The organism is Novosphingobium aquimarinum (genome assembly GCF_009746585.1).
Classification (GTDB): Bacteria; Pseudomonadota; Alphaproteobacteria; order Sphingomonadales; family Sphingomonadaceae; genus Novosphingobium; species Novosphingobium aquimarinum.
Genome location: NZ_WRPO01000007.1, coordinates 89021 through 108998, shown reverse-complemented (window position 1 = coordinate 108998; position 19978 = coordinate 89021). Strand labels below are relative to the sequence as shown.

The window sequence follows — 19978 nt, the reverse complement described above, 5'->3', positions numbered from 1 at the left end:
ATGCGATATCGCACAATTTTCGTCGCCCTGCTCGCTGGGGCTAGCTTGGCCGCTTGCGCCGCCGGGCCCGACTATGTCGCTCCGGTCCCCAGCGTGCCGGCGCAGCAAGACTTCATCGGTACCGCGCGCAGCACGGCCGTCACCGCGCAAGCCCCCGAGGGCGACTGGTGGCGGCTTTATGACGATCCCGTGCTCGACCGGTTGGTGGAGGATGCACTTTCGGCCAATACCGACGTTCGTGTGGCCGTCGCGCGGATCGAACGTGCTCGCGCCTCGTTGCGTGGCGCTCGTTCCGACCGCTTGCCGGCGACGACCATTGGTGCCGGTGCGACTTATGGACGCGTGCCCGCAGCCCAGAGCCTGCCGGGGGTAGACCGCGAGCGACGCACCGTCGATGGCGGCATCGAGATCAGCTACGAAGTCGACTTGTTCGGGCGCGTTTCGCGCGGAATCGAAGCTGCGACCGGAGACTGGCAAGCCGCGCGCGAGGATGCGGATGCGGTGCGGGTGACCGTGGTGGCGGACACCGTGCGCGCTTATGTGGAAGCTGCCGCCAATGCCCGGCGCATCGCTGTCGCCCGCAGCACGATAGACCTGCTCGACCGCTCGCTGCGGATCACCGGGGTGCGCGCCGAACGCGGCCTGGCCGACAATCTCGACGTCATCCGCCTGCGCCAGCTTCGCGACCAGCAGGCCGCCGAGATCCCGCCGCTGCTGGCGGAGCGCGAAGGCGCCCTTTTCCGGCTGGCGACGTTGACCGGCCGTACGCCGTCCGAGCTTCCAGGCTATGCCGCCGCGCGCCAGGACACGCCCAAAGTGGCGCAGCCGATCCCGGTCGGCGATGGTCGCGAACTGCTCGCGCGGCGTCCGGACGTCCGGGCTGCGGAACGACGTTTAGCCGCCGATACGGCGCGGATCGGGATCGCGACGGCCGATCTCTATCCGCGCATCAGCTTCGGCGCATCGGCCGGATCGACCGCGGTCGGCGCGACCGATCTGTTCGGCGGCGGCGCGCTGCGCTGGCTGGTCGGGCCGCTGCTCTCGTGGGCGTTCCCCAATCAGGAAGCCATTCGCGCGCGCATCGGCCAAAGCCGCGCCGATGCCGCCGCCGATCTCGCCAGCTTCGACGGCACCGTGCTGCAAGCTCTCGAGGAGACCGAGACGGCGCTGACACGCTACCGCAACGCCCTGCTCCGCCAGGAATCGCTGGAACAAGCTCGCAACGCCGCTGCCCGCGCCGCCAAAGCCAGCCTGGCGCGACAGCGAGTCGGTCGCATCGACTTCCTCACAGTGCTCGATGCGCAGCGGACCCAGGCGAGTGCCGATCTCGACTACGCCGAATCCGAGGCTGCCGTGGCTCTTGCCCAGGTCGATCTGTTCCGCGCGCTTGGCGGACGTTGGGAAACCGCACGGTGATGCGGGCCTGCGTCGCCACAATCGCGCTCGATGCCCACGCGTCTCTCGAAGCGAACGAGCGTCAGCCTATCCCGTCCCAAGGGATCGATTAAGCGCAGATGAAACCGCGCGGAGACCGCCGGGATCGGCGAGCAGATCGGTAGCCCTTTCGCGAACAGTTTGATCGAACAGGTCCCCCGCCATATAGGGCCATGCATGGCATCCTGTGATTTTTGTGTAGTGCGCAACCGCGCGATCTGTTCAGCCCTCGAAGGGGCGGAGCTCGCCGCGCTCAACGCGATCGGCCGCACGCGCACGGTCGAGCCCGGCGAATCGCTGATCTGGGAGGGCGAGGATTCGATCCTCGTCGCCAACGTGATCGAGGGCGTCCTCAAGCTTTCCTCCAACACGGAAGACGGGCGCGAGCAGATCGTCGGCGTGGTTTACCCCTCGGACTTCATCGGCCGACCGTTCGGCGGGACCAGCGGCCACGGCGTCACCGCGCTGACGGAGGCGAAAGTCTGCGTGTTCTCGCGCGGCGATTTCGACGCCTTTGCGCATGAGCATCCCGCCCTCGAACACAAGCTTCTCGAACGAACCTTGGGCGAACTCGACCGGTCGCGGCGCTGGATGCTCCTGCTTGGACGCAAATCTGCTTCGCAAAAGCTGGCAAGCTTTCTGGTCGAACTGTCCGAACGCTTGTCGGGCAACGGCTGCGCGATCGATGCCGAAAAGCCGAACCGACGCACCATCACGCTGCCCTTTTCGCGCCAGCAGATCGCCGATGTGCTCGGCCTGACGATCGAAACGGTCAGTCGCCAGTTCACGCAGCTCAAGCAGGACGGCATCCTCGAACTTCCTTCGCGTCGCGAAGTGATCATCGCGGATTTCGACGCGCTCGTCGCCGAGGCCGGATGAACCGGCCATCGGCGACGCTCGACTGGCAGGAGCACCCTGCATCGACGCGGCTCAGAAGCGATAGCTGACACCCGCACTGAGCACCCAGGGATCGAGCTTGTGCTTGGTGGTCAGCACTTCGGCCTCGCCGGCCTTGACGTGAAGCGTGGTGTTTACCCAGTACTTCTTGGCGTCCAGCGAAAGACCGAAACCGCCATCGCCCAAAGCGACGTCCACACCGCCTTGTAGCGCCACGCCCAGTTCGTTGCTCATCTTCAGGCTGGTGGCACCCAGCGCCCGAGCGGTCTCGCCCGGTTTCTCTCCGAAGATCACGAAAAGGGTCGGGCCCGCACCGATATAAGGCTTGATCGGGCTACCGGTATCGAGGTGCGCTTTCAGCGTCACCGTGGCCGGCAGGATCAGCACGTGATTGACGATCCGCGTGCCCTCGAGCGCGCCCGACCCGTTGACGTGGTGCTGAGTGAAGCAGCAGATCGTCTCCACCGAGAAGCTCTTGTTGAAGAAGTATTCCGCCGCGAGCGTAGGCACGTAATTATCATTGGCCTTGGTCTGGCTACCGGTGGGCAGATTGAGATCGTCGCGCTTGAGCTTGTCGATCTTGCCGTCGGGAAGCACGGCGGTGCCGAGGACCTTGACCTGAATCTTTCCATCCGGACTGCCGGCCTGAACGGGGGTGGAGGCGAGAGCCGTCGCAGCCGCGATTGCGGCCATGGCGAGAGTCTTCTTCATGGATCTTTCACTTTCGAGCCGATGGGGACGCCCCTTGCGTCCAACCTTCGATGCGGCTGCCCATCCCCCCTGCCATGAGTGCGGCATACGCGAATTGATTGCGCTCAAATTCACCGGAATTCGGCCAATCCTTCCCGATTCCCTGCAAATTTGACTCGGGTCAATGTGAGGGAGCCGGCGATGCTGCACGGGGCCGGTCACGTTCAGCTTCAAAGAGTGCAACTTCATGGAAATCGTGCTCCAGCGCGCCGGCTTGTGGTTCGCCGTGCTCCTTCTCGCGGTGGTCGCCGCAGCGATGGCGGTGGATTCGGGCTTCGCCATTCATATGACCATCATCGCCACTGCCGCCTTCGTGGCGCTATGGGTGTCGGTGAGTTCGGCGGACTATGGCGCAATCGCACGCGGCATCCTGCGCATGCCCTCCGATCCCGGTCGATACGACGACGATCCGATTCGCTGGGGCGTCATTGCCACGGTCTTCTGGGGCGTCGCGGGCTTCGCCGCCGGGCTGCTGATCGCGGCGCAGCTGACCTGGCCCTGGCTGAACCTGGAGCCTTACCTCAATTTCAGCCGTCTGCGCCCGCTGCACACCAGCGCCGTGATCTTCGCCTTCGGCGGCAACGCCTTGGTCGCCACGAGCTTCTACGTCGTGCAACGCACGTGCCGGGCCCGGCTCGCGCTGCCCGGCCTCGCGCGCTTCGTGTTCTGGGGCTACCAGCTGTTCATCGTGCTCGCCGCGACGGGATATCTGCTCGGCATCACTCAGAGCAAGGAATACGCCGAGCCCGAATGGTACGTCGACTGGTGGCTGACGATCGTCTGGGTCGCCTATCTGCTGGTGTTCGTCGGCACGATCCTGAAGCGCAGCGAACCGCACATCTATGTCGCGAACTGGTTCTACCTCGCCTTCATCCTGACCGTGGCGATGCTCCACGTCGTCAACAACCTCGACATGCCGGTGAGCCTGCTCGGCTCCAAGAGCTATCCGCTGTTCGCCGGCGTCCAAGGCGCGCTGGTGCAGTGGTGGTATGGCCACAACGCGGTCGGCTTCTTCCTGACCGCCGGCTTCCTGGCGATGATGTACTACTTCGTGCCCAAGCAGGCCGAGCGCCCGATCTACAGCTATCGGCTGTCGATCATTCACTTCTGGTCGTTGATTTTCCTCTACATCTGGGCCGGCCCGCATCACCTCCACTACACCGCGCTGCCCGATTGGGCGCAGACGCTGGGCATGGTCTTCTCGGTCATGCTGTGGATGCCGAGCTGGGGCGGCATGATCAATGGCCTGATGACGCTCAACGGCGCCTGGGACAAGGTCCGCACCGATCCGATCATCCGCATGATGGTGATGGCTCTCGCCTTCTACGGCATGAGCACCTTCGAAGGCCCGATGCTTTCGATCAAGAGCGTCAACAGCCTCAGCCACTATACCGACTGGACCATTGGCCACGTCCATTCCGGCGCGCTCGGCTGGAACGGCATGATCACCTTCGGCGCGATCTACTACCTGGTCCCGCGGCTATGGGCGAGGGAGCGGCTCTATTCGCTGCGGCTGGTGAACTGGCACTTCTGGCTCGCTACCATCGGCATCGTCTTCTACGCGGCGAGCATGTGGGTCGCCGGCGTGACCCAGGGCCTGATGTGGCGCGAATATGGTCCGGACGGCTACCTGGTGAACAGCTTCGCCGACACCGTCGCGGCGCTCCATCCGATGTTCGCCCTGCGGGCGCTGGGCGGCCTCATGTATCTCGCCGGTGCCGGCATCATGGTCTGGAACGTGTGGGCGACGATTCTCGGTCACCTGCGCGAGGAGCCTCCGATGCGGGACGCTTCCTACGACGCCGCGGCCGACCGCCCCATCGTCGCGTCCGCGCCGCTCGGCACCAACTGATCCGAACAGGAAAGAACCTCCCATGACCAGCATGGCAGAACGCCACAAGACGCTCGAAAAGAACGTCACACTCCTGGGTCTGGCCGCCCTCGTCACGGTCGCCATCGGCGGCATCGTCGAGATTGCCCCGCTTTTCTGGATCGACAATACGATCGAGAAGGTGGACGGCATGCGGCCCTATACCCCGCTCGAACAGGCGGGTCGCGACATCTACGTGCGCGAGGGCTGCTACGTCTGCCACAGCCAGATGATCCGGCCCTTCCGCGACGAAGTGGAACGCTACGGCCACTACTCGCTCGCGGCGGAATCGATGTACGACCATCCGTTCCAGTGGGGCTCGAAGCGCACGGGTCCCGATCTCGCGCGCGTCGGCGGCCGTTACTCCGACGAGTGGCACGTCCAGCACCTCACCAATCCGCAGTCGGTGGTCCCGGAAAGCATCATGCCGAAGTTCGGCTTCCTTGCGGAGAACGAGTTGAACGTCGCGGACCCCGCCGCCAATCTCACGGCCCTGCGCCGCGTGGGCGTCCCCTATTCGGACAAGGACATCCAGAGCGCCCAGGCCGACCTCAAGGCGCAGGCCGATCCCGAAGCCGATGCGGGCGATCTCGCGAAGCGCTATCCCAAGGCGCAGATCCGCGACTTCGACGGCGATCCCGCGCGTGTGACCGAAATGGACGCACTGGTCGCCTACCTGCAGATGCTCGGTACGCTTGTCGATGTCGACAGTGCCGCCGCGCAAGAGGAACTGGCTTCGGAGAAAGGGCGATGAACCTCTCCGCGAGCGTACATTCCACCTACGAGTTGCTGCGGCACCTCGCCGATAGCTGGGGCCTCGCCGCGATGGTCCTCGTGTTTGCCACTCTGGCGCTCTGGCCCTTCCGGCCCGGCGCCAGGAGCAAGAACGAGGATGCGGCTCGCATGATCTTCAAGGACGAGAACGATGGCTGACAAGCGTATCGATGAAGCCACTCAGACCGAAACCGTAGGCCATGAGTGGGATGGCATCGAGGAACTCAACACGCCCCTGCCCCGCTGGTGGCTGTGGACCTTCTATGCGACGATCGTCTTCGCGATCGGCTACTGCGTCGCCTATCCGGCCTGGCCGCTGGTGAAGCAGGGCACCGAAGGCGTGCTCGGCTGGTCCAGTCGCGGTCAGCTCGCTGATGAGATGAGCGCCGCCGATCAAGCCCGCACCAGCGTGCGCGAGGCGCTCGCCCGCATCCCGATCGAGCGCCTTCCGGAGGACGGCAACCTGATGCGCCAGGCCGTCGCCGGCGGTGCCGCCGCATTCAAGGTCAACTGCGTGCAGTGCCATGGTTCGGGCGCCGCGGGATCGAAAGGCTACCCCAACCTCAACGACGACGACTGGCTGTGGGGCGGCGATCTCAGAGCGATCGAGACTACGCTCATTCACGGAATCCGGCAGCCCGGCGACGCTCAGACCCGCATGAGCCTGATGCCGGCCTTCGGTGCCGTGCTCGAGCCCGCGCAGATCCAGGACGTCACCAGCTTCGTTCTCAGCCTCTCCGGGCGTGAGGCCCAAAGCGCCGCGGCGCAGCGCGGAGCGCAAGTCTTCGCCCAGAACTGTGCGGTCTGCCACGGCACCGACGGCAAGGGGCTGCGCGAATTCGGCGCGCCGAACCTTGCCGATGCCATCTGGCTCTACGGCAACAGCCGCGAAGCGGTGGCGAGCCAGGTTACCAACCCGAAGATGGGCGTGATGCCCGCCTGGGATCGCCGGCTCGATCCGCCGACGATCAAGATGCTGGCGGCCTATGTCCACTCGCTCGGCGGCGGAGAGGATTTTGTGGAGGTCGCGGCTGATCCTGCGGTGAAAGTCGATGAACAGCCCTGATCCGATCAAGACCGAAGACCGGCCGCTCTCGCTCTACGCGAAGCGCGAGCCGGTCTTCAACAAGCGCATCGACGGCAAGTTCCGGCGGATCAAGTGGGCGATCATGGTGGTCTGCCTGCTGGTCTACTGGATCACGCCGTGGCTGCGCTGGGATCGCGGGCCTTACGCGCCGGACCAGGCCGTGCTGGTCGACCTCGCCCATCGCCGCTTCTACATGTTCGACATCGAGATCTGGCCGCACGAGTTCTACTTCGTCGCCGGGCTGCTGATCATGGCGGGGATCGGCCTGTTCCTCGTCACCAGCGCCGTGGGACGCGCCTGGTGCGGCTATGCCTGCCCGCAGACGGTCTGGACCGACCTGTTCCAGCATGTCGACCGCTTCTTCGATGGCGATCGCAACGCCCGCTTCCGGCTCTACAAGGCCCCGTGGGGACCGGCAAAGATCGCGCGCCGCCTGGCGAAGTGGAGTGTCTATCTGCTGATCAGCTTCGCTACCGGCGGCGCCTGGATCTTCTACTTCGCCGATGCGCCGACGCTGCAGCAGGAATTCTGGTCGGGCACCGCCGCCCCGGTCGCCTACGCGACCGTCTTCGTCCTGACGATGACGACGTTCGTGCTCGGCGGTTTCATGCGTGAGCAAGTCTGCATCTACATGTGCCCGTGGCCACGCATCCAGACCGCCATGCTCGACGAAAAATCGCTGACGGTCACGTACAAGGACTGGCGCGGTGAGCCCCGCGGCAGCCTCAAGAAAGCCGCCAAAAACCCGGGTCAGTTCGGAGACTGCATCGACTGCAATCAATGCGTGGCCGTATGCCCGACCGGCATCGACATCCGCGAGGGTCCGCAAGTCGGCTGCATAACCTGCGCACTCTGCATCGATGCCTGCGACCGCGTGATGGCCGAGACGGGGCGCCCACGGGGCTTGATCGATTACGCGACGCTGGAAGATGCCGAACAGGAAAAGCGCGGCGAACCGCCCACGCGCCACATGAAGCTGATCTGGCGGCCGCGCACGCTGCTCTATTTCGGTGTCTGGAGTGCGATCGGGTTTGCGCTGCTGTTCTTGCTCGACGCGCGCGTGCACACCGATCTCACGGTCGCCAAGGATCGCAACCCGCCCTTCATTCTGCTGAGCGACGGTTCTGTCCGCAACGCATACACGCTGCGTCTTCGCAATATGGAGGGCCGTCCGCGCCGGATGGAAGTGAGCCTCGACGGGCTGCCAGGCGCGGTCATGTGGAACGAGGAAACGTCGGCCAAGCAAGCCGCGCGCACGATCTCGCGCGTGGTCCCAGCCGATGAGACGATGCCGATGCGCGCCTATGTCATGATGCCGCAAGGCGCCACCGGACAGGACTTCACGTTCGTGGTGCGTGCGCTCGACGACCAAGGCGAGGAAGCCCGCGTCGAAACCCACTTTGCCGCCCCCGGAGACGAACGATGAAGCGCGATGCAACCAGCAAGCCGTTTACCGGAAAGCACATGAGCCTCATCCTCGTCGCTTTCTTCCTGGTGGTCTTCGCGATCAACATGGCAATGGCGCGGCTCGCCACTTCGACGTTCGGTGGCGTGGTCGTCGAAAATTCCTATGTCGCCAGCCAGCATTTCAATCGCTGGCTCAACGAGGCTGCCGAAGAAAAGGCGCTCGGCTGGACGGTCGCGGCAGAGCGGCGCCCCGACGATCGGATCGAACTCCAACTCGCCAAGGTCCCGGCGGACGCACGTGTCACCGCAGTGGCCCGCCATCCCTTGGGACGCTTGCCCGATCAGGAGCTCTCGTTCGTCCAGAGCGCCGACGGGGGTTATGTGAGCAGCCAGCCGTTGCCTGCTGGCCGCTGGACCTTGCGGATCCTCGTCCGGGCCGATGCGGCTGTATGGCGTACCGAGCTAGCGCTGCATTAACGCCATGAACGCCCCCATCCCCACGGACCTCGGACCCACCGCCGTTTGCATCGACAGTAGGTTTACCGTGCCCGGCATGCGCTGCGCCGGCTGCATCGGCAAGATCGAGCGCGGTCTCGGTGCCGTGCCGGGGGTCGCGGCCGCGCGAGTCAACTTCTCGGCCAAGCGCGTCGCGGTCAGCCATGTCGCGGATCTCAGCGAAGACCAATTGCTGGAGCATATTCGAAAGCTGGGGTTCGAGGCGGAGCGGGCGTCCGAAAATCCGCTTGCGCGCGATGATGCCGAAACGCGCCGCCTGCTGAGGGCTCTGGCAGTGGCAGGCTTCGGCATGATGAACATCATGCTGCTCTCGGTCAGCGTCTGGGCCGGTGCCGGCGGTGAAACGCGATCCATGTTCCATTGGATCAGCGCGCTGATCGCAATTCCCGTGATTGCTTATGCCGGGCGTCCTTTCTTCGCCTCGGCGGCCATGGCGCTACGCTACCGACGGACGAACATGGACGTCCCGATCTCCATCGGGGTGATTCTCGCCACCGCGCTTTCGCTCTACGATACCGCGACGGGCGGCCCGGAAGCCTACTTCGACGGCGCGGTCATGCTGCTGTTCTTTCTGCTGGCCGGCCGCGCGCTGGACGCGATGATGCGGGCTCGGGCCCGCGCGGGAATCGAGGCGCTGCTCGGGCGCATGGGCCAGGGTGCGCACGTGGTCGAAGCCGATGGCAAGACCCGCTGGGTCTCTGCCGAGCATCTTGCCCCCGATATGGTCGTTCTCGTCGCGGCGGGCGAAGCGCTCGCTGCCGACGGACAAATCATCGAAGGCAACACCAGCTTCGATGCCTCGATGCTGACCGGAGAGAGCGAACCTCACCCTGCCCGGACCGGCGATCGGGTTTACGCCGGCACGATCAACGTGTCCGCCCCGGTGCGTGTGAGAGTCACCGCAGCAGCGCAGGACACCGCGATTGCCGACATCGCGCGGCTGATGGACGAGGCGGGACAATCGCGCTCACGCTATGTGCGAGTCGCGGATCGCGCAGCGAGGCTTTATGCACCTGCAGTCCATAGCCTCGCCGTGCTCGCCTTCGTCGGCTGGCTGGCGGCTGGCGCCGGCGCGCATCAGGCACTGACCATCGCCGTATCGGTCCTGATCATCACTTGCCCGTGCGCGCTGGGCCTCGCGGTGCCGGCGGCGCAAGTCGTGGTCGCCGGCGCGCTGCTCAAGCGCGGCCTGCTGATCAAGGACGGAAGCGCGCTGGAACGGCTGGCCGAAGTGGATATGGTGCTGTTCGACAAGACCGGCACGCTGACTTTGGGCGAGCCACGCCCCGTCGATCTCGGCGTCCTCGACGAAGACATGCGCAGTCTCGCACTGGCACTGGCGCAAGCCAGCCGCCATCCCTTGAGCCGCGGACTGGCTGCGGCACTGCGGGAAACCGGAACCACGCCTGTGCAGCTGGACACCATCGAAGAAACGCCCGGTTCGGGCTTGACCGCGTGCTGGCAAGGAAATTCCATCGCCCTCGTCCCCCCGGAAGACCAGAGCATAGGCCTCGCTTGCGATCTTCTCATCGAAGGCGGTCGCACGCGCATCGCCTTTGCCGATCCCCGCCGCCCGGATCTGCCCCAGGCCCTCACCGCATTGGCCGCTGAAGGCGTGAAGGCAGCGATCCTCTCCGGCGACCGCATCGCGACGGTCGAGGCCTTCGGTCGCGAACTCGATTTGCCCGCTCGCGGTGCCATGACTCCCGCCGACAAGCTTGCCGAGCTCGATCGCCTGCGCGCCGAGGGCCATCGCACGTTGATGGTGGGCGATGGGCTCAACGACGGGCCAGCCCTCGCCGGCGCGCATGTTTCGATCGCGCCGGGCAGTGCCAGCGACGTCAGCCGGCAGGCCGCCGACGCCGTATTCACCGGCGAGCGCCTCATGCCCGTCGTGCTTGCGCTACGCGCCGCGCGGATGACGCGGCGGATCGTGCGCCAGAATTTCGCATTGGCGGCCGGCTACAACCTCCTCGCAGTCCCGCTGGCACTCGCGGGGCTCGTCACGCCGCTTCTTGCCGCAGTCGCGATGTCGGTCAGCAGCCTGGTTGTGGTCGCGAACTCGCTGCGGCTTGCCAACGCGGCGAAGGAGCGGGTGGCATGACGATACTCGGCTTTCTGATCCCCCTCGCTTTGCTGATGGGCTTGATCGGTCTCGGCACGTTCTTCTGGGCGATGAAGAGCGGGCAATTCGAAGATCTCGACGGGGCCGCGCAGCGCATCCTGATCGACGACGAGAACGACCCGGTATGAAGACGATCGCGCTGATATCGCTCGCCGCGCTGGGCCCGGCGATGATCGGACCGCAGGCTGCGCACGCCGAGGGGATCGTCATGGCACTGTGCAGTGGCGGTACGATTTCAATCCCCGTTCAGCCCACGCAAGCGCCGGGCCCCGCACAATCGCCCTGCTGTGCCAAAGGATGCCGGAGCGGCGCTTCGCGCAAGCGGATTGATCGAACGCAATGATTCGCATGGCGCGAGCCGCGATAGTGCTTGCATGTGGTCCTATTATCCCGAGCTGCTGGCCAAACCCGTGCCACGCTACACGAGCTACCCGACGGCGGCCGCCTTCTCCGACGCCGTTGGTCCGACCGACTTCGCTTCCGCTCTGGAAGGCGCAGCGGGCGATGCCTCGCTTTACCTGCACATTCCGTTCTGCCGCAAAGTGTGCTGGTACTGCGGGTGCAACACCAGCGCCGCGGGGCGGACGTCTCGCGTCGACGCCTACCTTGATGCTCTGCATTCGGAGATCGCGCTGGTGGCGGAGCGAGCTTCTCCCGACCTTCGGTTCCATTCGATCGCCTTTGGCGGCGGCAGCCCAAACGCGATTTCGCCGATCCAGTTCGTGCGCCTGATCGACCGGCTGACGGTCGTCTTCGGGCTCGTCGATCCGGCGTTCTCGATCGAACTGGATCCGCGTTCGCTCGACGAGGACTGGGGGCCTTCGCTGATGGCGGTCGGCGTGTCGCGCGCGAGCCTTGGCGTGCAGACCTTCTCGCCCGCGCTACAAGCCGCGATCGGCCGCATCCAACCGGGCTTCTCGATCGAGAGGGCAACCGGCATGCTGCGCAAGTCGGGCGTCACCTCGCTCAATTTCGATCTGATGTACGGCCTTCCCGGGCAGACGCTCGAAGACCTTCAGGACAGTCTCGATCGCACCGTCGCGCTCGGGGCGGACCGCATCGCACTTTTCGGATACGCACACTTGCCGCAGCAAATCGCCCGTCAGCGCCGGATCGACGGGTCGGCGCTGCCCGATCAGCAACAGCGCTTCGCGATGGCGGCATTCGGCTACGATTTTCTCGTCGACGAAGGCTATATTCCGGTCGGCTTCGATCACTTCGCGCGCCCTGGCGATCCGCTTGCACAAGCTGCCCAGAACGGGAATCTACGTCGAAATTTTCAGGGTTTTACCGAGGATCAGTCCGACATCGTCGTCGGTCTCGGCGCGTCGGCGATCAGCAGCTTTCCCGAGCTACTCGCGCAGAACGACAAGAACACCGGGCGCTACCGCATGCGCGCCGGCGCGAAACAACTGGCAACGTCATGCGGCGTTCGACGCACCCCTCGCGATCAGGCGATGGCGCGCGTGGTCGAGACGCTGCTTTGTCAGGGGGCAGCCGTTCTGGATGCCCCGCCCGGCCCGCAACTGATCGCCAACATGCGCCCCTACCTCGAGCGCGGTCTGGTGGACCTGACGGCGGAAGGACTGATCATCACGCCAAGCGGATTGCCCTATGCGCGCTGCATCGCGGCGCAAGTCATTGCGGACTTGCCCGAAAACCCGGCACGGCGGTTCAGCGCGGCCATCTGACACCGACCGAGTCGCGCCACGAGAAATAGCGGCGGCGGCGCCCGCCCTGCCTGCGTTTGCCGGGCGTTTCGCGTCAGCCGCTGGGATCGGGATCCGACGACAACGACGAGTACTGGGGCCGCTCCATCTGGAAGAGATCGGTGGATTGCGCGTAGCAGCCAGCACCGTGCATGCGGGCGACGAGATCCATGCCGAGCGTGTCCAGATGCAGCCGTTCCGTGTCGACGAAGGCTTCGGCAACATGGAAAGTAAGGACTTCGCCAATCACGACCGTGCTTGCCCGGGCCTCGACCGCTTCGAACAGCCGACATTCCATTGCCACGGGGGCAGTGGCGATCCGCGGCGGAGCGACGGTCAGCGAAGCTTCGACGGCAATCCCAGCCTCGGCCAGCTCATCATAGTCGGGCGGAGCATCCACGCTGGTGAAGTTCATCGCCGCGGCATCCGCCTTGGTGACGAGGTTCACCACGAATTCCTTGGTTTCGAGAATATTGGCCGCGCTGTCCTTATGGGTTCCGTCCGGATTGCGCATCATCCCGAGCGCGACCAGCGGCGGGTCCGCGGACATCATGTTGAAGAAGCTGTAGGGGGCGGCATTGCGCACCCCCGCCGCGGAAACTGAGGTCACCCAGGCGATCGGGCGTGGCGTGATCGCGGCCGCCATCAGCTTGTAGCGATCCTGCGTTTGCGTCTTCGAGAAGTCGAAATGCGCCACGACTACTTCCCTCCCGTTCGGCTGACGGCCTGCTGCGGCGCGACGTTGACCGAAAGGTTGAAGACGTCGGGCCGCGCATAGTGGCCGACCACATCGAAATCGAACTTCCCGCGCGCGACTTCGCCCGGATCGATCGTGGCGTAGATAATGCCCTCGCCTTCGTAGGACGGCCCCGCCAAAACCTGACCCAGCGGATCGACGATCATCGAGCCGCCACGCATCAGCACGAGGTCCGGATCATCGCCCAGCGCGCAATCGTAGTCCTCGGGATAGGCGCCGCGCGTGATGTGCTGGCAAGCCGTGAGCACGAAGCAGCGCCCTTCCAGCGCGATATGCTGCATCGTCGCGGGCCAGGTGTCGCGATCGTCGGCGGTCGGCGCGCAGTACAGCGTGACGCCCTGATCGTACATCGCCAGGCGCAGAGCCGGCATGTAGTTTTCCCAGCAGATCACCGCACCGATCTTGCCCAGGGGCGTCTCGATCACCGGCATCGTCGAGCCATCGCCGAAGCCCCAGATCAGTCGCTCCGCGCCCGTCGGCATCAACTTGCGGTGCTTGCCGACCACGCCGTTCTCGCCGTCGATAAACAGCGCCGTGCAATAGACCGTCCCCCCGTCCCGCTCGATCACGCCCATGACGACGAACAGCCCGGTTTCAGCCGTCGCTTCGACCAGCACTGCGATTTCCGGACCATCGAGGTCGATCGCCGCTTCATGATAGGCGCGGTAGTCGTCCCGCCCTTCCGGTTTGCGCATGCCCACTGGCGCACCGAACGAAGAGCCCTTGGGATAGCCTCCGAGGAACGCCTCCGGGAAGACGGCAAGCCGGGCACCGCCTGCCGCCGCATCGCGAATCAGCGCGGCGGCTTTCTCAGCGGCGGCAAGCGAGTCGAAGGGAATGGAAGCTGCTTGGACGACGGCGGCCTTGAACGGCTGGGGCATTTGGGCTCCTTTCGCTGGGAACTGGGCATGACGACCTTCGGACAGAATTGGTCATTAGTTGCATTTGACAGTTTTCTCAAATTGTTTTAAGCCTGTAATATCTCATGCAGGGAAAGGGGAACGGACCATGGCTTCCTCCAGTTATGACCAGTATCGGGAAGACATGATCGGCCGTGCCAACGTGGTCGATACGCCTGAACTGGTGGCATACTACAAGAGGCTCGAAAAGCACGGAACCGGTGCTTTGTGGACCGTGGCCAACAAGATCGAGCCCTGGGAACCCGCCTCGACCTCGGTCCCCTACATCTGGCGTTATCGCGATCTGCGCGACGACGTGATGAAAGCGCTCGAACTCGTGACGCCCGAGCAGGCGGGCCGCCGTGTGGTCTATCTCGAAAATCCCGGACGCGCCGATGTCGTCGCAGCTGTCGGCTGGCTCTACTCGGGGCTGCAAGTGATGGGCCCCGGCGAGATGGCTTCGAGCCACCGCCACTCCGCCTCGGCACTGCGCTTCATCATGGAGGGCCAGGGCGCCTTCACCAATGTCGACGGACAGAAGATGACGCTGGGCGCGAACGACTTCGTCCTCACCCCCAACGGCACATGGCACGAGCACGGCGTTTCCGAGGATGGCACCCCGTGCATCTGGCAGGACGGTCTCGACATTCCGCTGATGAACGCGCTCGAAGCGAACTTCTACGAGGTCCATCCCGACTTGCAGCAGGCGGTTTCCCATCCGGTCGACGCATCCACCTCGACCTGGGCCGGTACCGGGCTGCGACCTGCGGGAATGGCCTGGGCCAAGGCCTATTCGCCTTTGCTGAAATACGAGTGGGCGCCGACATACGATGCGCTTCAGCGCTACGCCAAGGCCACCGACGGCTCGCCTTACGACGGCGTGATGATGGAATACGTCAATCCGCATACCGGCGGCCCGGTCATGCAGACGATCGGCGCCTCGATGCAGATGCTCCGCCCGGGCGAAAAGACCAAAGCGCATCGCCAGACCGGCTGCTTCGTCTACCAGTGCGCCAAGGGCAAGGGCTGGTCGGTGATCAACGGCCAGCGCTTCGACTGGCAGGAACGCGATATCTTCGTGGTTCCCGCCTGGATGTATCACGAACACGCCAATGCTTCCGACACCGAGGATGCGTGCCTGTTCACGTTCAACGATCTGCCGGTGATGCGCGCGCTGGGCCTCTATCGCGAGGAAGCGCTGGGCGAGAACGACGGCCACCAACCGATACTTAACTGACAGACAGGGATATCCGATGCGTCTTGTAACTTACCGCGCCCATGTCGAGGCCGAAGCGCGCCTGGGTGCGCTCGTCGACGATCTCGTGCTCGATCTCGCCGCCTTCGGTGCGGTCGTGGGCGTGCCCTTCCCCTCGACGATGCTCGAGTTCATCGATCTCGGACCGCAGGCAGTCGCCATCGCGACGAAGCTGATCTCGGATGCGGAAGGCATGTTCCCGCTCGGCACTGCGATCCCGGCCAGCAACGTCATCCTGCTCGCGCCGATCCCCCGGCCGCGCAAGAACATCTTCGGCATCGGTCTCAACTACACCGAGCACGTGGCGGAAAGCGCCAAGTCGCTGGACACGTCGGCCGACCTGCCGCGCCAGCCGGTGATTTTCTCCAAGCCGCCGACGACGGTGATCGCACCGGGCGAGCCGATCCGCCACAACGCCGAAATCACGCAGCAACTCGACTGGGAAGTCGAACTCGCTGCGGTCATCGGCAAGACCGCGAAAGGCGTTTCCCGTGAAGAGGCGCTGGCTTATGTGTTCGGATACACCGTCTGCATTGACATGAGCGCGCGCGACTGCCGCCGCGCCGGCCAGTGGATCTATTCCAAGGGTCAGGACAGCTACGCGCCGATGGGCCCGTGCATCGTCACTGCCGACGAGATCCCCGATCCCCAGACGCTCGATCTCAGCCTCGAGGTCAACGGCGTCAGCAAGCAGGCGAGCAACACCGCTTACATGCTGTTCAAGGTCGACGAACTGGTTGCGGACATCAGCAAGGGCATGACGCTCCAGCCCGGCGACATCATCGCCACGGGCACTCCGGCAGGCGTCGGCGCTGGCAGGGATCCGCAAGAATGGCTGTGGCCCGGCGACACCATCGTCGCGACGGTCGAAAAGATTGGCACTCTCACCCACCCGGTGGTGAAGGCCTGAAGACGTCCCTCTGACTGACAAAGGGGGGGATGCTCCGGCATTCCCCCCTTCTTTTTGTCTGTTCGAGTAAGGTGCCGAGTTCAGTCGGCTGGGACGAGGATTCTTTCGATACCCGCGCGCATATCGTCCGGCCAAGGCGCGGACTTGTGGCGATCGAGGTCCATGCACACGAGGGCCACTTCGGCCCTGAAGCGCGGCTCGCCGCCGCAATTCACGGACACGTCGATGGTGCAACTGCTGCGCCCCAGCCGCAGCGGCGTGATCGCGAATTCGAGCACGTCGCCGAGCCGGCTCGCCGCGATGAATTCCGCTTCCAACTTGACGGTCGGCACGCCCACGCGCCGGTCCAAATGCATGGCGGCGAAGCTCACGCCGATATCCTGCGCAAACCAGTCCTCGACGGCGCCGTTGAGCATTTCGAAGTAGCGCGGGTAAAAGACGATTCCGGCGGGGTCGACATCGGCGAAGCGCACCAACGCATCGGTAGTGAACGGCATGCGAAAACTCCGGGCCTAGACCAGCGAGGTCTTGAGTTCGGTAAGGAGGTCAAGCAGTACGCGCTGCTTGTCCTCGGGAAAGTCGGACAGGGCTTCGAGCACCCAGCCGTGATGCGCGCTTGCCAGCTCTTCGAAGCGCACGTGGCCCGTGGGAGTCAGCGAAACGATCGCCGAGCGCCGATCCTCGGGATCGGGTGTCGCGGCGACGAGGCATTCTTCCTGAAGCTGCCGCACCACCGCGGTTACGTTGCCGTTGGAAACCAGCAGCGCGCGCGACAGCTCACCCATGCGCATCCCTGCCTCGCTTCGGGCAAGTGTTGCGAGGACATCGAACCGCGGCAGCGTGGTATCGTACTGTTCCTCGAAATTGCGGCGCAGGCGCTTCTCGATGATCTTGGCACATTCGAGCAGGCGGATCCACGCGCGCAGTTCGAGCGGACCGCCACGTGCGGCTGCACTGCTTGAGCTCGCCGTGCTCTTCGTCATCGCCACCTTCGGACGCCCCTGATCGTCGCCCGCTATCGAACGTGTTGTCATGGCGGATCGCCATAGCGTGCCTCCGTGGGAAGTCGATTCCCAAGCTGCGGCGTCGAGCGTGGGCTTCGACAGGCTCAGTCCTTGCGGATGCGGGGTCAGGCTGACTTGGCGCTGCGGCTGCTGCGGTTCGGCCCCTCGCAATCGCGTTCGCCCCGAGCTTGGCGAAGGGCCTGCGCCAACCGTCCGGCTCGGCACCCCCCGTTCCTCAGCCGCGCGAGCCGGATCGCAACGCCTGATCCTGCCCGGGACGATAAGGAAGGGGCACGAAGAACTCGCCATGCTCTGCTTGTGCCGCAGCGCGCATCGTCCAGTGCGGATCGGCGAGGTGCGGCCGTCCCAGCGCGACCAGATCGGCGCGACCGGCCGTCAGGATCGAATTGATCTGGTCGGCATCAGTGATGTTGCCGACGGCAATGGTCGGGATTCCCGCCTCATTGCGCACCCGATCGGCAAACGGCGTCTGGAACATGCGGCCATAGACAGGACGTGCCGAAGGGCTGGTCTCACCCGCAGAAACGTCGATGAGGTCGACGCCCGCTTCGCGCAGCATCGCCGCGATCTCGACCGCCTCGCTGGCGGTAATCCCCGCCTCGCCCATCCAGTCATGCGCCGAGATGCGCACTGCCAGCGGCTTGTCCGCCGGCCAGGCGCCCCTGACGGCCTCGACCACTTGCAACGGGAAGCGCATCCGCGCTGCAAGATCGCCGCCAAAGGCGTCGCTGCGGTGATTCATCAGCGGCGTGATGAAGCTGGAAAGCAGAGTGCCGTGTCCTGCCTGGATTTCGAGCATGTCGAACCCGGCCGCCTCGGCGCGCTGGGTGGCGGCCACGAAATCCGCGACGGTCGCCGCCATCGCCTCTTCGGAGAGAGCTTCGGGGACGGGTCCGCCCTCGCGCCAGGGTTCGGCGCTGGCGGAAACTATCGGCCATGGCTTGTCGAGCGGCACGTCGTAACCCACGCCGTCGCCCGGCACGGCACAGGCCGCCTTGGCGCCCGCATGCCCGATCTGGGCACACGTATGCGCTTTCGAATGCGTGTGGGCGAAAGCGTTGATATCCGCCCATCCCTCGATCTGATCATCGTTCCACAAGCCCGGGCAAGCGGGTGTCGCGCGGCCCTGTGCCGATACGGCAAGCATTTCGGTGACGATCAAGCCTGCCCCACCCAAAGCCCGAGCGCCGTAATGGACCGCGTGGAACGGTGTCGTGCGTCCTTCCGGATCGGCAGAATACGTCAGCATCGCCGGCATCACGACGCGGTTCGCCAGAGTCAGCGAGCGCAGCTTGAACGGGGTGAACACGGGTTGCACCGGCACGTTGCGCTGCGCGTTGCCTTCCCAGAACCAGCGCTCCATCCCCTCCAGCCAGGTCCGGTCGCGCAGCCGCAGATTCTCATGGCTGACGCGCTGCGAGCGCGTCATCAGCGAATAAGCGAACTGCGGCAGCTCGAAGCCGAGATACCGGTCGAGCGTTTCGAACCATTCGGTCGAATTGCGCGCGCTGTTCTGGATCTTGAGCACTTCGACGTGCCGCTCTTCCTGATACTCGGCCAGCGCGGCACGCAGCGCCTCGCGATCGTCGATCCCCGGCCGATCGAGCACTTGCGCCAGCTTGGTCGCGTCCTCGAGCGCCAGCTTGGTGCCGGATCCGATCGAGAAGTGCGCAGTGTGCGCCGCATCGCCGAGCAGCACGACATTGTCGAAGGACCACTGATGGCACACGACGCGGCGGAAATTGATCCAGGCCGCAGATCCGCGCAGATGCCCGGCATTGCCGATCAGCGGATGGCCATCGAGATGTCGCGCGAAGATCTTTTCGCACAAGGCGATGGCGGCGGCCTGGTCCATCTTGTCGAAGCCGAGCGCTTCCCAGGTTTCGGGCGCGCATTCGACGATGAACGTCGAATGGGTTTCGTCGAAACGGTAGGCGTGGGCCCAGATCCAGCCGGCCTCGGTCTTCTCGAACAGGAAGGCGAAAGCATCGAACAGCTTGGTCGTTCCCAGCCAGCAGAACCGGTTGCGGCGGGTATCGATGTCGACGTCGAACTTTTCGGCATGGGCGGTGCGCACCTTGCTGTTCACGCCATCCGCCGCGACGACGAGATCGAAGTCGGAGTACGCCGAAAGATCGGCCTCGAACTCGTGCTCGAAGTGCATGACGACGCCCAGCTCGGCTGCGCGCGCCTGCAGGATCTGCAGCAAGTGCTTGCGCCCGATGCCGATGAACCCGTGACCCGAAGACGTAATCGAGTCCGCACCGACCGAGACCTCGATATCGTCCCAATGCGCGAAGCTGTCGCGAATCGTGGCGGCGCTGACCGGGTCGTTGGCAACGAGATTGGCGAGCGTCTGGTCCGAGAACACCACACCCCAGCCGAACGTATCGCCCGCCCGGTTGCGCTCGAAAACCTGAACCTCGTGCGCGGGATTACGCAACTTCATCGAAATCGCGAAATACAATCCGGCGGGGCCACCCCCCAAGCATGCGATGCGCATCGACGCCTCCATTCAATTTAGTTTATACCTAAAATATAATGGTTGCATTTGCAAGTGGTT

19 protein-coding genes are annotated in these 19978 nt (G+C 64.7%); 13 read left to right on the top strand and 6 right to left on the bottom strand.

Annotated elements, in window-relative coordinates:
- Both GQO94_RS09875 and GQO94_RS09870 read left to right on the top strand, forming a co-directional pair.
- Positions 1-1416 (top strand): efflux transporter outer membrane subunit, encoded by a 1416-nt coding sequence (locus tag GQO94_RS09875; protein WP_156840989.1) that lies wholly within the window; start codon positions 1-3, stop codon positions 1414-1416.
- 195 nt (positions 1417-1611) lie between these two features.
- Positions 1612-2313 (top strand): Crp/Fnr family transcriptional regulator, encoded by a 702-nt coding sequence (locus GQO94_RS09870; protein ID WP_156840988.1) that lies wholly within the window; start codon positions 1612-1614, stop codon positions 2311-2313.
- Between the two features lie 51 nt (positions 2314-2364).
- Here the strand turns inward: GQO94_RS09870 and GQO94_RS09865 are convergent, their stop codons facing one another.
- Positions 2365-3042, bottom strand: coding sequence for an OmpW/AlkL family protein (locus tag GQO94_RS09865; protein ID WP_156840987.1), 678 nt, complete (start codon positions 3040-3042; stop codon positions 2365-2367).
- Between the two features lie 226 nt (positions 3043-3268).
- Here GQO94_RS09865 and ccoN point away from each other — a divergent pair, with 226 nt between their 5' ends.
- From ccoN to GQO94_RS09820, 9 genes are all read left to right on the top strand, one after another.
- Positions 3269-4933 carry a cytochrome-c oxidase, cbb3-type subunit I gene (gene ccoN / locus GQO94_RS09860; RefSeq protein WP_156840986.1) on the top strand — a complete coding sequence of 555 codons (1665 nt, stop codon included), beginning with the start codon at positions 3269-3271 and terminating at the stop codon, positions 4931-4933.
- 22 nt (positions 4934-4955) lie between these two features.
- Positions 4956-5705 carry a cytochrome-c oxidase, cbb3-type subunit II gene (gene ccoO / locus GQO94_RS09855; RefSeq protein ID WP_156840985.1) on the top strand — a complete coding sequence of 250 codons (750 nt, stop codon included), beginning with the start codon at positions 4956-4958 and terminating at the stop codon, positions 5703-5705.
- Positions 5702-5884 (top strand): cbb3-type cytochrome c oxidase subunit 3, encoded by a 183-nt coding sequence (locus GQO94_RS09850; protein ID WP_156840984.1) that lies wholly within the window; start codon positions 5702-5704, stop codon positions 5882-5884. Before ccoO ends, GQO94_RS09850 begins: the two co-directional genes overlap by 4 nt.
- Positions 5877-6791, top strand: coding sequence for a cytochrome-c oxidase, cbb3-type subunit III (ccoP, locus tag GQO94_RS09845; protein ID WP_156840983.1), 915 nt, complete (start codon positions 5877-5879; stop codon positions 6789-6791). Before GQO94_RS09850 ends, ccoP begins: the two co-directional genes overlap by 8 nt.
- Complete coding sequence (ccoG, locus tag GQO94_RS09840; RefSeq protein WP_156840982.1) at positions 6778-8238, top strand: cytochrome c oxidase accessory protein CcoG; 1461 nt, start codon at positions 6778-6780, stop codon at positions 8236-8238. Before ccoP ends, ccoG begins: the two co-directional genes overlap by 14 nt.
- Entirely contained in the window at positions 8235-8696 is a 462-nt protein-coding gene (locus GQO94_RS09835; protein WP_156840981.1) for a FixH family protein, read from the top strand. Before ccoG ends, GQO94_RS09835 begins: the two co-directional genes overlap by 4 nt.
- Before the next feature lie 4 nt (positions 8697-8700).
- Positions 8701-10839, top strand: coding sequence for a heavy metal translocating P-type ATPase (locus GQO94_RS09830; protein ID WP_156840980.1), 2139 nt, complete (start codon positions 8701-8703; stop codon positions 10837-10839).
- Positions 10836-10988 carry a cbb3-type cytochrome oxidase assembly protein CcoS gene (gene ccoS, locus GQO94_RS09825; protein ID WP_156840979.1) on the top strand — a complete coding sequence of 51 codons (153 nt, stop codon included), beginning with the start codon at positions 10836-10838 and terminating at the stop codon, positions 10986-10988. The genes GQO94_RS09830 and ccoS overlap by 4 nt, the downstream gene beginning before the upstream one ends.
- Before the next feature lie 246 nt (positions 10989-11234).
- Positions 11235-12551: a radical SAM protein gene (locus tag GQO94_RS09820; RefSeq protein WP_156840978.1), complete on the top strand. Its 1317-nt coding sequence runs from the start codon at positions 11235-11237 to the stop codon at positions 12549-12551.
- A gap of 73 nt (positions 12552-12624) precedes the next feature.
- Here the strand turns inward: GQO94_RS09820 and GQO94_RS09815 are convergent, their stop codons facing one another.
- Both GQO94_RS09815 and GQO94_RS09810 read right to left on the bottom strand, forming a co-directional pair.
- Complete coding sequence (locus GQO94_RS09815) at positions 12625-13266, bottom strand: flavin reductase family protein (RefSeq protein WP_232332865.1); 642 nt, start codon at positions 13264-13266, stop codon at positions 12625-12627.
- Positions 13267-13268: 2 nt separating this feature from the next.
- On the bottom strand, positions 13269-14207 hold the full coding sequence (locus tag GQO94_RS09810) for a carbon-nitrogen hydrolase family protein (RefSeq protein ID WP_156840977.1): 939 nt from the start codon (positions 14205-14207) through the stop codon (positions 13269-13271).
- Positions 14208-14334: 127 nt separating this feature from the next.
- On the opposite strand from GQO94_RS09810, the gene GQO94_RS09805 reads away from it, so the two are divergent.
- Positions 14335-15462 carry a cupin domain-containing protein gene (locus tag GQO94_RS09805; RefSeq protein ID WP_156840976.1) on the top strand — a complete coding sequence of 376 codons (1128 nt, stop codon included), beginning with the start codon at positions 14335-14337 and terminating at the stop codon, positions 15460-15462.
- Positions 15463-15478: 16 nt separating this feature from the next.
- Entirely contained in the window at positions 15479-16390 is a 912-nt protein-coding gene (locus GQO94_RS09800; RefSeq protein ID WP_156840975.1) for a fumarylacetoacetate hydrolase family protein, read from the top strand.
- 80 nt (positions 16391-16470) lie between these two features.
- Here GQO94_RS09800 and GQO94_RS09795 read toward each other — a convergent pair whose 3' ends face one another.
- From GQO94_RS09795 to GQO94_RS09785, 3 genes are all read right to left on the bottom strand, one after another.
- On the bottom strand, positions 16471-16887 hold the full coding sequence (locus tag GQO94_RS09795) for an acyl-CoA thioesterase (RefSeq protein WP_156840974.1): 417 nt from the start codon (positions 16885-16887) through the stop codon (positions 16471-16473).
- Positions 16888-16902: 15 nt separating this feature from the next.
- Positions 16903-17424 (bottom strand): MarR family winged helix-turn-helix transcriptional regulator, encoded by a 522-nt coding sequence (locus tag GQO94_RS09790; protein ID WP_232332864.1) that lies wholly within the window; start codon positions 17422-17424, stop codon positions 16903-16905.
- 205 nt (positions 17425-17629) lie between these two features.
- On the bottom strand, positions 17630-19918 hold the full coding sequence (locus tag GQO94_RS09785; RefSeq protein WP_156840973.1) for a bifunctional salicylyl-CoA 5-hydroxylase/oxidoreductase: 2289 nt from the start codon (positions 19916-19918) through the stop codon (positions 17630-17632).
- Between the last annotated feature and the right edge of the window lie 60 nt (positions 19919-19978).

Coding starts and splice junctions, on each gene's coding strand:
- GQO94_RS09790 (WP_232332864.1), bottom strand. CDS start 17,424: ATGACAACACGTTCGATAGCGGGCGACGATCAGGGGCGTCCGAAGGTG.
- ccoS (WP_156840979.1), top strand. CDS start 10,836: ATGACGATACTCGGCTTTCTGATCCCCCTCGCTTTGCTGATGGGCTTG.
- ccoP (WP_156840983.1), top strand. CDS start 5,877: ATGGCTGACAAGCGTATCGATGAAGCCACTCAGACCGAAACCGTAGGC.
- GQO94_RS09830 (WP_156840980.1), top strand. CDS start 8,701: ATGAACGCCCCCATCCCCACGGACCTCGGACCCACCGCCGTTTGCATC.
- GQO94_RS09835 (WP_156840981.1), top strand. CDS start 8,235: ATGAAGCGCGATGCAACCAGCAAGCCGTTTACCGGAAAGCACATGAGC.
- GQO94_RS09800 (WP_156840975.1), top strand. CDS start 15,479: ATGCGTCTTGTAACTTACCGCGCCCATGTCGAGGCCGAAGCGCGCCTG.
- GQO94_RS09820 (WP_156840978.1), top strand. CDS start 11,235: ATGTGGTCCTATTATCCCGAGCTGCTGGCCAAACCCGTGCCACGCTAC.
- GQO94_RS09785 (WP_156840973.1), bottom strand. CDS start 19,918: ATGCGCATCGCATGCTTGGGGGGTGGCCCCGCCGGATTGTATTTCGCG.
- GQO94_RS09865 (WP_156840987.1), bottom strand. CDS start 3,042: ATGAAGAAGACTCTCGCCATGGCCGCAATCGCGGCTGCGACGGCTCTC.
- GQO94_RS09850 (WP_156840984.1), top strand. CDS start 5,702: ATGAACCTCTCCGCGAGCGTACATTCCACCTACGAGTTGCTGCGGCAC.
- GQO94_RS09870 (WP_156840988.1), top strand. CDS start 1,612: ATGGCATCCTGTGATTTTTGTGTAGTGCGCAACCGCGCGATCTGTTCA.
- ccoG (WP_156840982.1), top strand. CDS start 6,778: ATGAACAGCCCTGATCCGATCAAGACCGAAGACCGGCCGCTCTCGCTC.
- GQO94_RS09875 (WP_156840989.1), top strand. CDS start 1: ATGCGATATCGCACAATTTTCGTCGCCCTGCTCGCTGGGGCTAGCTTG.
- GQO94_RS09795 (WP_156840974.1), bottom strand. CDS start 16,887: ATGCCGTTCACTACCGATGCGTTGGTGCGCTTCGCCGATGTCGACCCC.
- GQO94_RS09805 (WP_156840976.1), top strand. CDS start 14,335: ATGGCTTCCTCCAGTTATGACCAGTATCGGGAAGACATGATCGGCCGT.
- ccoO (WP_156840985.1), top strand. CDS start 4,956: ATGACCAGCATGGCAGAACGCCACAAGACGCTCGAAAAGAACGTCACA.
- GQO94_RS09810 (WP_156840977.1), bottom strand. CDS start 14,207: ATGCCCCAGCCGTTCAAGGCCGCCGTCGTCCAAGCAGCTTCCATTCCC.
- ccoN (WP_156840986.1), top strand. CDS start 3,269: ATGGAAATCGTGCTCCAGCGCGCCGGCTTGTGGTTCGCCGTGCTCCTT.